The 12,738-nt window shown below is 49.1% G+C and carries 15 protein-coding genes, 4 tRNA genes and 1 riboswitch; of the genes, 16 read left to right on the forward strand and 3 right to left on the reverse strand.

Going from position 1 to position 12,738, the window contains the following annotated elements:
* Positions 1-54: 54 nt before the first annotated feature.
* The 4 genes from ACOTSW_RS01165 to ACOTSW_RS01180 all read left to right on the forward strand — a co-directional run bounded on the left by ACOTSW_RS01165 (position 55) and on the right by ACOTSW_RS01180 (position 4,486).
* Entirely contained in the window at positions 55-252 is a 198-nt protein-coding gene (locus tag ACOTSW_RS01165; protein ID WP_186883809.1) for a DUF2905 domain-containing protein, read from the forward strand.
* 203 nt (positions 253-455) lie between these two features.
* Positions 456-2,090: a tetratricopeptide repeat protein gene (locus ACOTSW_RS01170; protein WP_423680558.1), complete on the forward strand. Its 1,635-nt coding sequence runs from the start codon at positions 456-458 to the stop codon at positions 2,088-2,090.
* Between the two features lie 99 nt (positions 2,091-2,189).
* The gene (locus ACOTSW_RS01175; protein WP_423680559.1) at positions 2,190-3,743 is read left to right on the forward strand and encodes an HDOD domain-containing protein; all 1,554 of its coding nucleotides are present in this window, start codon (positions 2,190-2,192) and stop codon (positions 3,741-3,743) included.
* 98 nt (positions 3,744-3,841) lie between these two features.
* Positions 3,842-4,486 carry a LysE family transporter gene (locus tag ACOTSW_RS01180; protein WP_423680560.1) on the forward strand — a complete coding sequence of 215 codons (645 nt, stop codon included), beginning with the start codon at positions 3,842-3,844 and terminating at the stop codon, positions 4,484-4,486.
* A 6-nt stretch (positions 4,487-4,492) separates the two neighbouring features.
* Here ACOTSW_RS01180 and ACOTSW_RS01185 read toward each other — a convergent pair whose 3' ends face one another.
* Genes ACOTSW_RS01185 through ACOTSW_RS01195 form a run of 3 tightly spaced genes read right to left on the reverse strand, consistent with a single transcriptional unit; the run spans position 4,493 to position 6,243 of the window.
* Positions 4,493-5,296: a hypothetical protein gene (locus ACOTSW_RS01185; protein ID WP_423680561.1), complete on the reverse strand. Its 804-nt coding sequence runs from the start codon at positions 5,294-5,296 to the stop codon at positions 4,493-4,495.
* A 1-nt stretch (position 5,297) separates the two neighbouring features.
* Entirely contained in the window at positions 5,298-5,660 is a 363-nt protein-coding gene (locus ACOTSW_RS01190) for an ArsC/Spx/MgsR family protein (protein WP_423680562.1), read from the reverse strand.
* A gap of 7 nt (positions 5,661-5,667) precedes the next feature.
* Positions 5,668-6,243, reverse strand: a complete 576-nt coding sequence (locus tag ACOTSW_RS01195; RefSeq protein WP_423680563.1) for a TMEM165/GDT1 family protein — start codon at positions 6,241-6,243, stop codon at positions 5,668-5,670.
* Positions 6,244-6,334: 91 nt separating this feature from the next.
* Positions 6,335-6,463, reverse strand: a riboswitch (yybP-ykoY riboswitch).
* 176 nt (positions 6,464-6,639) lie between these two features.
* On the opposite strand from ACOTSW_RS01195, the gene ACOTSW_RS01200 reads away from it, so the two are divergent.
* The 12 genes from ACOTSW_RS01200 to rplL all read left to right on the forward strand — a co-directional run bounded on the left by ACOTSW_RS01200 (position 6,640) and on the right by rplL (position 12,637).
* Positions 6,640-7,362, forward strand: a complete 723-nt coding sequence (locus tag ACOTSW_RS01200) for an MgtC/SapB family protein (protein ID WP_423680564.1) — start codon at positions 6,640-6,642, stop codon at positions 7,360-7,362.
* 71 nt (positions 7,363-7,433) lie between these two features.
* Positions 7,434-7,518, forward strand: a tRNA-Tyr gene (locus ACOTSW_RS01205).
* A gap of 39 nt (positions 7,519-7,557) precedes the next feature.
* A tRNA-Gly gene (locus tag ACOTSW_RS01210) sits at positions 7,558-7,631 on the forward strand.
* A gap of 32 nt (positions 7,632-7,663) precedes the next feature.
* Positions 7,664-7,738: transfer RNA gene (locus ACOTSW_RS01215), tRNA-Thr, on the forward strand.
* A 74-nt stretch (positions 7,739-7,812) separates the two neighbouring features.
* Positions 7,813-9,003 carry an elongation factor Tu gene (tuf, locus tag ACOTSW_RS01220; RefSeq protein WP_423680565.1) on the forward strand — a complete coding sequence of 397 codons (1,191 nt, stop codon included), beginning with the start codon at positions 7,813-7,815 and terminating at the stop codon, positions 9,001-9,003.
* A gap of 73 nt (positions 9,004-9,076) precedes the next feature.
* Positions 9,077-9,152, forward strand: a tRNA-Trp gene (locus ACOTSW_RS01225).
* Between the two features lie 38 nt (positions 9,153-9,190).
* A complete protein-coding gene (secE, locus tag ACOTSW_RS01230) occupies positions 9,191-9,574 on the forward strand; it encodes a preprotein translocase subunit SecE (protein WP_423680566.1) in 384 nt (127 codons plus the stop codon).
* Entirely contained in the window at positions 9,574-10,167 is a 594-nt protein-coding gene (gene nusG / locus ACOTSW_RS01235; protein ID WP_423680567.1) for a transcription termination/antitermination protein NusG, read from the forward strand. Before secE ends, nusG begins: the two co-directional genes overlap by 1 nt.
* A 121-nt stretch (positions 10,168-10,288) precedes the next feature.
* Positions 10,289-10,720: a 50S ribosomal protein L11 gene (gene rplK / locus ACOTSW_RS01240; protein ID WP_186886082.1), complete on the forward strand. Its 432-nt coding sequence runs from the start codon at positions 10,289-10,291 to the stop codon at positions 10,718-10,720.
* Positions 10,720-11,412, forward strand: a complete 693-nt coding sequence (gene rplA / locus ACOTSW_RS01245; protein WP_423680568.1) for a 50S ribosomal protein L1 — start codon at positions 10,720-10,722, stop codon at positions 11,410-11,412. Before rplK ends, rplA begins: the two co-directional genes overlap by 1 nt.
* A gap of 292 nt (positions 11,413-11,704) precedes the next feature.
* Positions 11,705-12,202, forward strand: a complete 498-nt coding sequence (gene rplJ / locus ACOTSW_RS01250; RefSeq protein ID WP_423680569.1) for a 50S ribosomal protein L10 — start codon at positions 11,705-11,707, stop codon at positions 12,200-12,202.
* Positions 12,203-12,259: 57 nt separating this feature from the next.
* A complete protein-coding gene (rplL, locus tag ACOTSW_RS01255) occupies positions 12,260-12,637 on the forward strand; it encodes a 50S ribosomal protein L7/L12 (protein ID WP_423680571.1) in 378 nt (125 codons plus the stop codon).
* Positions 12,638-12,738 lie beyond the last annotated feature (101 nt).

Genomic DNA, 12,738 nt, shown 5'->3' on the forward strand with positions numbered 1-12,738 from the left:
CATTGTTTATAAGGACATAAAGGTGTTTTTCATGAAAACAGGGGGGAGTATCTGATGTTTCGCTGGGTATTGACGATATTTCTGGCCGTCGTGGTGTTTTCGAGTCTGCTGCCCTGGCTGGAAAAACTGGGTATAGGACGCTTGCCCGGCGACCTTCGTTTTCGCTTATTTGGCCGTGATTTTTCTTTTCCGTTTGCCTCAACGATACTGATTTCGCTGGTCGTGTTGTTGCTTGCGCGTGTCTTCAAGTGAGTACAAACGCGCAGAAACAATGTCGGTTTTTCACCGATTTTGCAGCGTTAGCCGATTAAAGTTTTTACGCTATTTCGCCGTCACTTTAATATAATGAATCGACAGGCGTGGCAGCAATCAGGAGGTTGCTGAACTTATATCAGCATTGCTATCTGATATGTCTTACTAGCGATTACAAACAAAAAATTACGCTAAAGGTAGAAATGAGCGAACTCAGCGAAATCAGGGCATTGCTCATTGAACCGCATCAGGGAATGCGGGTCAGTTTGCACAATATGCTGAATCTGTGTGGCATTACCAAAATCGAGCACTCGCTGACTGCCGGTACCGCAGTGCGCACGATACAGGCCAAAGTATTCGATCTGATACTGTGCGAATACGATCTCGGCGTTGGTCAGGATGGTCAGCAATTACTCGAAGATATCCGCCATCACAAGCTCGCGCCACTATCGACCATCTTTATCATGGTGACGGCAGAGCGCTCTTATGCGAAAGTCGTCAGTGCTGCCGAACTTGCCCCGTCGGATTATCTGCTCAAGCCATTTACGGCCGACATGTTGCTCGAACGTGTCGTGCGTGCGCTGGAAAAACGTAAAGCCTTTGTCGAAATCTATCACCTGATGGAGCAGGGCGAAATCAATGAAGCCATCACCGCTACCTATCATGGCGAACGCGAGTTTCCGCGTTATTTAATTGATTTCATGCGTTTGCGTGCAGAACTGCACGTGGTGCTGGGCGAGGCAGCGGAAGCCGAAGCCTTGTACACCCAGTTATTTGAAATGAAAGCGGTTGCCTGGGCTCGTCTGGGGCTGGCGAAAACGCTGTATATGCAGGGTAAATATCAGGAAGCGGAAAGCATACTGAAAAATCTGGTCGCGGAAAACAGTAAATACATGGATGCGTATGACTGGCTGGCGAAGACGCATGAAATGGTCGGCCAGTTACCCGAAGCCAAAGAAGTGCTCGATACCGCGGTCACTGTTTCGCCGCATGGTGTGCGCCGCTTGCGTAATCTGGGGCGGATTGCAATGGAAACTGGCGACATCGAGACTGCAGAAAACGTGTTTAAAAAAGTCGTCAGCAAGGCAAAATTTTCAGAATTCCGCGATCCTGAAGATCACATGAATCTGGTCGATGCGCTGGTCAAAAAAGGCGATACCGATCAGGCCAAATCGGTGATCCGCGACATGGACAGAAGTATGGTGGGTCTGAAAAAGACCGCGGCCTGCCGCGCGATTTCAAATGCGATGGTACATGCCAAAACCGGTGATGCGCGACTGACCGAAGAACTCGGTGCCGCCGTCGAAGCCTCGCGCGAAGACATCGGTTTATCGACTGGCGCCAAGATCGGATTGGCCAAGAGTTGTCTGGATAATGACAATGAAGATGCGGCCTCAGAAATCATTCTCGATGTGATGAAAAATGCGGCGAGTAACCAGCAGGTCATGAACAAGGCGATGGGCGTGTTTGAAAGCGCCGGCAAAGGGCATCTGGCGAAAGAGCTGGCACAGCGCAGCAAGAAGGAAGTTATGGATCTGGTGGCGCTGGGTGTGCAAAAAGCGAAGCAGGGCGATTTCCGCGGCTCGGTTGAGCTGATGACGGCCGCTGCCCGTAAATCGCCGGATAATTCACAAGTCGTGATGAATGCCGCGTTGGCGGCATTGAAATGTCTGGAAAATCTTGGCTGGGACAATACTATCGGCGAGCAGGCGAAGGCGCTGATCGAATCTGCGCGTCATCTTGATCCTATGAATCCGCGACTGAAAGCGATTCGTGGTTTATATGATGAGCTGCAGAAAAAATATGGTTTGAGTATCAGTCGTTTCACTAAAAATTAGATCGTTTGCCATACCTGCCAGCCGCGCCGGTGACGGAGCTGCGGCAGACAGGAGTCGCACAGTATCTTGTTGAATTTATTGGCTGCACACGCAGGAAATATGGCAACTTATCCGACAGCAGGTTTCTCCCAGATTCCCCTCGAGTCGCATCGCGAACGCTTATTAAAAAAAATCAGAGACGAAAACGATTTACCGACACTGGGTGTCGCGATTGCTAAAGTCGTTGAGATTACCTCGTCCGGCGAAGATTCGGTTTCCCGTCTTGCGCATTTTGTTTTGTCGGATGTCGGCCTGACGCAAAAAATCTTGCGCTTGGCAAATACGGTGCAATACCGGACTGCCGCCGGCGCTGCAGTAACGACCATTTCACGTTCGATATTTCTGCTCGGATTTAACACGGTGAAAACCAGTGCGCTGGCGATGCTGCTGGTCGATTTTTTCAAGGATCAGGCGCAGGCGGTCAGTGTACGTAAAGAGCTGATTCATTCTTTGTGCGCCAGTATCATCGGCCGAGAAATTGCTCAGCGCGGGCGTTTTCAGGATGGCGAAGAAGCGGCGGTTGCTTCCTTGTTCAAGAATGTCGGCAAGGTTCTGATTGCCTCGTTTGACCATGGATTATTTTCTCGTATCCAGAATGTTGCCGCCACCGGAGAAACCAGTGAGGATGCGGCATCGGTCTTGTTGCTCGGCTGTAGCTTCGAGCGCTTTGGCGAGCTGGCGTTGCAAGGCTGGAAAATCCCGGACGCAATTATTCAGGCGATGGCGCCGTTGCCTTCCGGCGAGCTGCGCAAGAGCACGCAACGTAATGAATGGCTGAAACAAGTGGCAAGCTTCAGCGATGCGCTGGCCGGTATTCTGATTTCGGGCGCCGGCGATAAATCAGCCCGTTATGAAAAATTGCTGAAGCGCTTCGGTAAAGTGCTGGAGCTGGATCAGGCGATGCTGGACGATTTGTTGCTCAAAGTCGAAGCTGAGACCCGCCAGATGGCAAAGAGCATGGATATTGCCTTGCCAGAGGCGAATGCAGAAGCGCCGGAATTATTGAAAACGCTGGGTGTTCCCAGTGAGTTTTTGCTGAAGACCGCCGAAGTCACTCCCGCGCAGGAAGCGATACGTTACCCCAGCGGAAAACCGCACAACGCGCGCGATCTGTTGCTGACCGGCGTGCAGGATGTGACGCAGATGCTGACCTCCGATGACTATAAATTGAATGATCTGATCTTGCTGGTGCTCGAAACCTTGTACACCAGCATGGGATTTCGTTTTGCCACAGTCTGCCTGCGCGATATCAGCAGCGGGCGTTATGTCGCGCGCCTGGCGGTTGGTGAACATTATGCAGAACGACAAAAAAGTTTTTTCTTTTCTGCTAAGTCTGAATCTGATTTATTTACGCTTGCCTTAAACAATAACGCTGACGTGATGATTTCGGATGCGATGGTGCCAAAAATCCGCAGTTTATTGCCAGCCTGGCATCAGGAATTATTACCGGACGCCCGCAGTTTCATTATTTTGCCGCTGGTCATACAAAAGAAGCCCCTGGGCTTGTTTTATGCGGATCGCGCGACCACTGCGGATGAAGGCGTGCCGCCGGATGAAACCGCTTTGATCAAGACCTTGAAAAGTCAGTTACTCGCGGCGATGATGCGAGGCTGATTTTTTATTCTACGATCTGCGATTGATTGCGGCAGCGGCTACAATAGTTTTTGTGTTTTTTTGCAGTTTAATTTCAGCGCTTGTCGCTATTGATGATTATGACTTTTTCTACCTGGTTTGCCTTTCTGATTGCCGCTTGTGTGATCGCTATTTCCCCTGGTTCTGGTGCAGTGTTATCGATGTCGCATGGGCTGAATTACGGCGTCAAAAAAGCCAGTACAACGATACTGGGCTTGCAGGCTGGCTTGTTGTTGATTCTGGCGATTGCCGGGGCAGGGGTGGGTTCGATTTTGCTGGCGTCAGAATTCGCTTTTAACATCGTGAAAGTTGTCGGTGCCTTGTATTTGATTTATCTGGGATTCAACCAGTGGCGTGCGCGGGTAGAAGTGGTGAAGGAAGAAGAAAAAAACGTCACGCTGACACAGTTGCCCACTGCGCGCAGACGTTTTCTGATCGGTTTTTTCACGAATACGACGAATCCCAAAGGCATCATTTTCATGGTCGCAGTATTGCCACAGTTTATTGCGCATGATGCGCCGTTGCTACCGCAACTCTGCATACTCGGCGTGACCATGTGTACGGTCGATCTGATCGTGATGCATAGCTATGCGTTTGCAGCATCGACCATGCAGAGATATTTCAGTGATCCACGCTGGTTAAAAAGCCAGAATCGCTTCTTTGGCGGGATACTGATGGCGATTGGGGCTGCGCTGTTTTTCGTCAAACGCAGCCCGTCCAACTGATTTTCTTTAGTTCAGTTCAATACCTTGTTTCTTGGCGAGAGAGTCAATGTCTTGCCATATAGTCATCTGATTTAACAAGCGGGTTGCCGGGTCCAGCATGGCATTCAGATTGAAGAAGCGTTCCAGTGCTACTTCATTAAATGGAGTGTGCTGAGAAAAATTAATGCGGCCGTACTGCTTGTTAAAGGCATTCAGTAAATCTGCCGGTGTGTCTTTATGCCACGATTGCATCAGGCCACCGACCATTAATGCTGTATCGGTGGTTTGTTCTAGGCTGCGTGGATTTCGGGCCGTGCTGATATCCCGGTAATCGAGCAGGCGTGGGAAATAAAATTGCCTGATCCATTCCGCCGGAATGCTGCCTTCTCTTTGCAAAGAACCGCTGCGCCAGAGTTTCCAGCTTTTCTCGGCTTCACCTTCACTGACGAAATGGGTATCCGCCAGCACGACACAGTCTTCGCCGAGCACGATCTCCAGCACGACCGGTAAGCCGGTTTCACTGGCAATGCTTTCCAGCTCCGGCATTTGTGGTTTTTCGCCGCGATGATCCTGTAGCGCCTGCACAAAAGCTGCCATGATGTCCTGATGTGCGTGATGAACCGCGCCGGTGTTATTGCAGAAATCTGCACACGCAGCGAAATAGGCCATCAACTCCCCTATCATGATGCCCGGCGTTGCTGTGGCAGCAGTATCTTCCAAACCCTGGCGCACGCTGGACATCGCGATACCGTTTCTTAAAATCGGGTAAAGCTGCGTTGTCGTGCAGCCGAATTTGACGATACTGCCAGCGGCGAGTTTAAATTCACTCATGCTATGACACTTTCTTGAATAAACGCAGCACTTGTTCCGGCGGACGTCCTATGACCGCTTTTCCATTGAATGTTGCGATAGGACGTTGCAGCAATTTAGGGCAATCGGCGATGGCCTGAAGTGCACGGGCAGCGTCGGCATCCGCCAAATTTTTCTCTACATATTCGGCTTCGTTGTTGCGCAACATTTGTTGGACATCGCCGCCCAGTTGCTCCAGCAACGTCGTTAATTGTATGACCGACAGCGGTGTTTTTTGGTAATCGATGACCTGTAACGCCTGCGCGTGTTCAGCGCAGGTAGATTCGAGTATCGCGAGTGCTTCTCGCGACTTGGAACAACGCGGGTTATGATAAATCGTCAGCATTTTTTTCTCATGACATAAATTGATCGCCGATACCCATCAGCACCAATATACCCAAAATACCGAAGACACCGGCAGCAATCCAGCGGACTATTTTGAATGGAAAATTCGGAGCGGCGATTTTGCCTAAAAAAACTGCAGGAATATCCGCAATCAACATACCCAGTGTGGTACCGGCGATGACCAGATAGAGATTCGAGTATTTTGCTGCCAGTGCGACCGTTGCCAGCTGTGTTTTATCGCCGATTTCGGCAATAAAAAAAGTGATGCAAGTCAGCACGAAGACGCCGTATTTTCCTTCACTCAGACCTTTATCTTCCATTTCATCAGGTTTCAGTGTCCAGGCCGCAATTGCCAGAAAAGACAGTCCAAGTGCCCAGCGCAACAACGTGGATGGAATATTGCTTGCAACCCACTGACCAAGTAATCCGGCCAGAGCATGATTGGCTAAGGTCGCAATCAATATGCCGAGAACAATAGGGATGGGTTTCTTATAGCGTGCCGCCAGTAATAGGGCGAGCAATTGAGTTTTGTCACCAATTTCGCCAACGGTGACAGCCAGAGCAGAGACGAGGAAAGCTTCCATAATTTTAATTGAGATCGGGCGCTGATAACCAATGACAGCAACACTCCGCCCGATCTCCGGTAACAGAAGCGTGACTATCAAAGGTCTTGCCAAATCCTGCACAGATTATTGCTGATCTGATGCTGAATACAGGATCAATCGCACCATGACTGTTGAGTCAAGTATGTTGACGCGATTTCTTCAGCCAGGCTGAAGCAGGCTACTCCCCAATGAATGTGAGCGCGGATTATACTGCATAGTTACTGGCGGCTGAAATGTTTAATGAGTGGCGCCTGTGCTTTGCAGGGCTGTCGCTGGCAATCAAAATTACTCCCTGCCACTGACCGCTAGTTGATAAACTAAAAAAACGATTTACATCATTTATGAGGCAGTATGGGAAGTTACCTGAGTCATTTCATGAGTTTCTGGTCGCCAGCTGAGCTGAACGCCAACATCATTGTTTTCCTGAATCTGGCTGGCGCGATGTTGCTGGGATTCGTTGTTGGCTATGAGCGTTCTTATCATGGACGAGCCGCAGGTATGCGGACTTACGGTCTGGTATGTATGGCCTCTGCGGCGTTGGTCGTGATCGCCGGCTATCCTGACTTCTGGTATGGCGGCCGTGCATTGACGCCGGTGGCACTCGATCCAACCAGGATTATTCAGGGGATTGTGACGGGCATTGGCTTCCTTGGTGCCGGTGTGATTATGAAGGAAGGATTCACGATCAGTGGCCTGACGACGGCGGCTTCCGTGTGGGCATCGTCCGCAATAGGGATACTGGTCGGCGTCGGTTTTTATGCAGCCGCGATCCTGCTGGCGCTGTTGTCTGCGGCCTGTATGGTGTGGGTGCATCGTCTTGAATCCTGGCTGCCGTCGCAGGCGGCGATTGTCATCACGGTACGTTTCAAGACGGGCTTTTTGCCGGATGAAAAAGCGTTGCGTGAAATGGCGCTGCGGCGCGGCTACGAGATGGCGAGTGGCACTCTGGCGATTGCACAGAGTAATAATGCCTTGGAGTGGCGCTTTGTTGCCGTTGCAATGGATAAAAAACTCGCTCTGCCGATCAGCGTCCTCTCAAATGATTTTGAAAAATTTGACGGCGTCGATTCGTTTCAGCTTTCTCATGCAAGAAACTAACTATTTTCGACATTTTTTTAAATAGCGCTTGACAGTCGGGATTCGGATCTTTATAGTTCTGAGTTCCCTATGGAGGGGTGGCCGAGTGGTTAAAGGCGACAGACTGTAAATCTGTTCTCTCTGAGTACGCTGGTTCGAATCCAGCCCCCTCCACCATAGGTAAGAATTTGTATTGCGGCTGAAGTGGTAGCCCCTGCGGGTGTAGCTCAATGGTAGAGCTGAAGCCTTCCAAGCTTATGACGAGGGTTCGATTCCCTTCACCCGCTCCAGTTATTTTGCATGGGTTTGTGCAGACTAAGCTGCCCTTGTAGCTCAGTGGTAGAGCACTCCCTTGGTAAGGGAGAGGCCACGTGTTCAATCCACGTCAAGGGCACCATGTAAGCTGGTGTTTCAAGTCTGAAGTCGTCGGGCGCGTGCCTGAGTATCTCATAAAATCGTTAGGAGTCCAAAATGGCAAAAGGTAAGTTCGAACGCACCAAGCCGCACGTCAACGTAGGTACAATTGGTCACGTTGATCACGGTAAAACAACATTGACAGCAGCGATTGCAACAGTATTGTCTGCAAAATTCGGTGGCGAAGCGAAGAAATACGACGAAATCGACGCAGCACCAGAAGAAAAAGCACGCGGTATTACAATTAATACTGCGCACGTTGAATACGAAACAGCAACACGCCACTACGCTCACGTTGACTGCCCAGGCCACGCTGACTATGTTAAAAACATGATCACCGGTGCAGCGCAGATGGACGGCGCGATCCTGGTTTGCTCTGCAGCAGACGGCCCAATGCCACAAACACGTGAGCACATCCTGTTGGCTCGTCAGGTTGGCGTTCCATACATCATCGTTTTCCTGAACAAATGCGACATGGTTGATGACGCTGAGTTGCTGGAATTGGTAGAAATGGAAGTGCGCGAATTGCTGTCCAAATACGAATTCCCAGGCGACGACCTGCCTATCATCCAGGGTTCTGCAAAACTGGCGCTGGAAGGCGACAAAGGTCCTTTGGGCGAAGAAGCCATCCTGAAACTGGCTGACGCACTGGATACTTACATCCCAACACCGGAACGCGCTGTTGACGGTGCCTTCCTGTTGCCAGTTGAAGACGTATTCTCCATCTCCGGTCGCGGTACTGTGGTAACTGGTCGTGTTGAACGCGGCATTATCAAAGTCGGCGAAGAGATTGAAATCGTTGGTATCAAAGAAACAGTAAAAACAACATGTACTGGCGTTGAAATGTTCCGCAAACTGCTCGACCAAGGTCAGGCAGGCGATAACGTTGGTGTACTGCTGCGTGGTACAAAACGTGAAGATATCCAACGCGGTCAAGTGTTGGCAAAACCAGGTTCGATCAAGCCACATGCACATTTCACTGGCGAGATCTATGTTCTGTCGAAAGACGAAGGTGGTCGTCATACACCATTCTTCAACAACTATCGTCCACAGTTCTACTTCCGTACAACGGACGTCACTGGCTCGATCGAGTTGCCAGCAGATAAAGAAATGGTGATGCCAGGTGATAACGTCTCTATCACAGTCAAACTGATCAACCCGATTGCGATGGAAGAAGGCTTGCGCTTTGCGATTCGTGAAGGTGGTCGTACTGTTGGTGCAGGTGTTGTTGCTAAAATTATCGATTAATTTTTAAAATTCATTCGAAATAAGTGGTGTGACTGGCCAAGGTCGCATCACTTATCAAATGGTTCTAAGATGTAGGGGTGTAGCTCAATTGGCAGAGCGTCGGTCTCCAAAACCGAAGGTTGTAGGTTCGATTCCTACCGCCCCTGCCACCGTCAAGGCCGCAGGGCACCGAAAGTAAATCAAAAGTATGTCTAATCATTCCGTACAAACAGTAAGTACCTCCAATGACAAATATAAAGTCATTCTGGCGGGTGCTGCAGTCGTTTCTGGAATTGCTGCTTTTTACATTCTTGCTGGTCAATCAACCTGGATTCGCGTTGTTGCTCTGGTAGCTGGATTGATTGTTGCTGTTGGTCTGCTCGCGATCTCGGAGGTTGGTCGTAATTTTGTCGATTTTGCGAAGGAATCTGTTCGCGAGACAAAGAAAGTAGTCTGGCCTACACGTAAAGAGGCTGGTCAGATCACGGCAGTTGTGTTTGGTTTTGTATTGGTCATGGCGATCTTTCTCTGGGGAACTGATAAGTTTCTCGAGTTTCTGCTGTATGACGTAATCCTTGGATGGAAAAAATAATGAACGATAACATTCAGGAAAACGAGCAAGGTACAGCGCCTCAGGTGTCTGTACCTAAAAGCGCTAAAAAATGGTACGCCGTCCATGCGTATTCCGGTATGGAGAAAAGTGTTCACCGTGCTCTGGTGGAACGCATTGAACGCGCTGAAATGCAGGATATGTTTGGTCGTATTCTCGTGCCAACAGAAGAAGTGATTGAAGTTCGCAATGGTCGTAAGGTAGTTACTGAACGTCGTTTGTTCCCAAGTTATGTGTTCGTTGAGATGGATATGACAGACGACACATGGCATTTGGTAAAAAACACCAGTAAAGTGACGGGTTTTATCGGTGGTAAATCAAATAAACCTGCCCCGATTCCTCAGCATGAAGTGGATAAGATTCTGCAGCAAATGCAGGATGGTGTTGAGAAGCCAAGACCAAAAGTATTGTATGAAGTTGGTGAGGTTGTGCGCATTAAGGAAGGTCCGTTCACTGATTTCAATGGTAACGTTGAAGAAGTAAATTACGAGAAATCTAAAGTGCGTGTGACAGTGACTATTTTTGGTCGCGCTACTCCCGTTGAATTGGAATTCGCTCAGGTTGAAAAAGTCTGAGAGTAGTAATCGTCGATCAGTACGAAAAGACGCAATCTTTGAAACTGATAATCAAGCAGAGGAGCCTGACTTAGTGAATAGTTTTGTCAGGCGCTAATACTCAATCAATGAAGGAGCCAACATGGCAAAGAAAATTATCGGTTTTATCAAGCTGCAAGTGCCAGCTGGTAAAGCAAACCCATCCCCACCAATCGGTCCAGCTCTGGGCCAACGTGGTTTGAACATCATGGAATTCTGTAAAGCATTTAATGCGCAGACTCAGGGTGTTGAACCAGGTATGCCAATTCCTGTTGTGATCACTGCGTTTGCAGATAAGTCTTTCACTTTCGTGATGAAGACTCCTCCAGCAACTTACATGATCAAAAAAGCTGCAGGTATCACTAAAGGTTCAGCTAAGCCTCACACTGATAAAGTTGGTAGCATCACACGTAAGCAAGCTGAAGAGATCGCGACTACTAAACGCGCAGATCTGACAGCAGCTGATATGGACGCAGCAGTGCGTACTATCGCTGGTTCCGCTCGCTCTATGGGCATCACGGTGGAGGGTCTGTAATGGCTAAGTTATCTAAAAAAGCAAAGTTGCTCGCAACTAAAGTAGATCGTCTGAAAGTATACCCATTCGACAATGCGATCGCACTGATCAAAGAATGTGCTACTGCAAAATTCAACGAGTCTATCGACGTTTCCGTTCAACTCGGTGTTGATCCTAAGAAATCTGACCAGGTTGTCCGTGGCGCAGTAGTGTTGCCAGCGGGTACAGGTAAGACAGTACGCGTAGCAGTGTTTGCTCAAGGTGCGAAAGCCGAAGAAGCAAAAGCGGCTGGTGCGGACATCGTTGGTATGGAAGATCTGGCAGAGCGCGTTAAATCTGGTGATATGCCATTTGATGTCGTGATTGCATCTCCTGATACTATGCGTATCGTTGGTACTCTGGGTCAGGTTCTGGGTCCACGTGGTCTGATGCCAAATCCAAAGGTCGGTACAGTGACTCCAGATGTTGCTACAGCAGTTAAAAACGCAAAAGCAGGTCAGGTACAATACCGTACAGATAAAGCAGGTATTATTCACACAACGATCGGCCGTAAATCTTTCTCCGATGGTGACCTGAAATCGAATCTGGTTGCTTTGATCGATGCACTGAACAAAGCTAAACCTGCGACAAGCAAAGGTGTTTACCTGCGTAAGATTTCTATCTCATCTACGATGGGTGCTGGTGTGCGTGTTGATCACGCTAATCTCGGCTAAGTAAAAAATTAAGTCCTCATGCTGTATTGCATGAGGCGCATCTTTGGGCTGGATATGCTGAGTAATCAGTATATCCAGAGTGTCAAAGACCGTTGGGCTTGTGACTTTGTTTCAAGTTAAACATCTGTAAAGAAATTAACAGAACCCAACGCAGATGGTGTACCCGAACAAGTTTTGTAGTGATTACTGGTCCCCCAGTGAAACTCCTAACTTCGGACGCCGTGTTCGAAACGATGTGAGGGAAGTGCATCATCCTGATGTGCAGACTGAATATCATTAATGGAGGTTGACCGTGAGTCTCAATCTGAATGACAAAAAAGCCGTCGTCGCTGAAGTCTCTGCAAAAGTAGCAACTGCTCAGACTATCGTCGTGGCTGAATATCGTGGCATCCAGGTCGGTCATTTGACGCAATTGCGTGCTAGCGCGCGTGCTCAGGGCGTATACATGCGCGTGTTGAAAAACACACTCGCACGTCGCGCTGTTGAGGGAACTGCATTTGCCAGCCTCGCTTCTGAAATGACAGGTCCACTGATCTATGCGATCTCGGACGATGCTGTTGCTGCTGCTAAAGTTGTTCAAGACTTTGCAAAAGGCAATGACAAACTGGTTATCAAAGCGGGTAACTATGCAGGCAAATCGCTGGATAAAGCTGGCGTTGTTGCATTGGCAAGCATCCCAAGCCGCGAGGTCTTGTTGGCGCAAGTCGTAGGTATGATGCAGGCTCCTGTATCTGCTTTCGCACGTGCTCTGGCAGCCGTGGCAGCAAAGAAAGAAGCAGAAGCTGCTTAATGCAGTGAAGTTTCCGTCAAATACCGTATCAATGTAATTAATTAATTGGAGTTTCAAATGGCAATTAGCAAAGACGATATCCTGGAAGCCGTAGGCGCGATGTCCGTAATGGACCTGAACGATCTGGTAAAAGCTTTCGAAGAAAAATTTGGTGTGTCCGCAGCTGCAGTTGCAGCTGGTCCAGCTGCTGCCGGCGGTGGCGGCGGTGCAGCTGCTGAAGAACAAACAGAATTCAACGTAATTCTGGCTGACGTTGGCGCAAACAAAGTTGGCGTCATTAAAGCAGTTCGCGAAATCACAGGTCTGGGCTTGAAAGAAGCTAAAGATCTGGTTGATGGCGCACCAAAAGCAGTTAAAGAAGGTGTTGCTAAAGCTGACGCTGAAGCTGCTAAGAAAAAGCTTGAAGAAGCTGGCGCTAAAGTCGAAGTTAAGTAATACAGTATTAAGGCAAATCTCCGGATTTGCCGAAGTCAAAGGCAGGAATCCTCTTGAAAGAGAGGGTTCCTCTTTGGCTTCTTTGTCGTTCAGGGTTGTTT

This window comes from Undibacterium sp. WLHG33 (genome assembly GCF_049544815.1).
In the GTDB taxonomy this organism is placed as follows: Bacteria; Pseudomonadota; Gammaproteobacteria; order Burkholderiales; family Burkholderiaceae_D; genus Undibacterium.

Bases quoted from the DNA above. Each gene is read 5' to 3' on its own strand.
- secE (WP_423680566.1), top strand. From the start codon at position 9,191: ATGTCTAATCATTCCGTACAAACAGTAAGTACCTCCAATGACAAATAT.
- rplK (WP_186886082.1), top strand. From the start codon at position 10,289: ATGGCAAAGAAAATTATCGGTTTTATCAAGCTGCAAGTGCCAGCTGGT.
- ACOTSW_RS01200 (WP_423680564.1), top strand. From the start codon at position 6,640: ATGAGTTTCTGGTCGCCAGCTGAGCTGAACGCCAACATCATTGTTTTC.
- ACOTSW_RS01170 (WP_423680558.1), top strand. From the start codon at position 456: ATGAGCGAACTCAGCGAAATCAGGGCATTGCTCATTGAACCGCATCAG.
- ACOTSW_RS01165 (WP_186883809.1), top strand. From the start codon at position 55: ATGTTTCGCTGGGTATTGACGATATTTCTGGCCGTCGTGGTGTTTTCG.
- nusG (WP_423680567.1), top strand. From the start codon at position 9,574: ATGAACGATAACATTCAGGAAAACGAGCAAGGTACAGCGCCTCAGGTG.
- rplA (WP_423680568.1), top strand. From the start codon at position 10,720: ATGGCTAAGTTATCTAAAAAAGCAAAGTTGCTCGCAACTAAAGTAGAT.
- ACOTSW_RS01180 (WP_423680560.1), top strand. From the start codon at position 3,842: ATGACTTTTTCTACCTGGTTTGCCTTTCTGATTGCCGCTTGTGTGATC.
- ACOTSW_RS01175 (WP_423680559.1), top strand. From the start codon at position 2,190: ATGGCAACTTATCCGACAGCAGGTTTCTCCCAGATTCCCCTCGAGTCG.
- ACOTSW_RS01195 (WP_423680563.1), bottom strand. From the start codon at position 6,243: ATGGAAGCTTTCCTCGTCTCTGCTCTGGCTGTCACCGTTGGCGAAATT.
- ACOTSW_RS01185 (WP_423680561.1), bottom strand. From the start codon at position 5,296: ATGAGTGAATTTAAACTCGCCGCTGGCAGTATCGTCAAATTCGGCTGC.
- rplL (WP_423680571.1), top strand. From the start codon at position 12,260: ATGGCAATTAGCAAAGACGATATCCTGGAAGCCGTAGGCGCGATGTCC.
- tuf (WP_423680565.1), top strand. From the start codon at position 7,813: ATGGCAAAAGGTAAGTTCGAACGCACCAAGCCGCACGTCAACGTAGGT.
- ACOTSW_RS01190 (WP_423680562.1), bottom strand. From the start codon at position 5,660: ATGCTGACGATTTATCATAACCCGCGTTGTTCCAAGTCGCGAGAAGCA.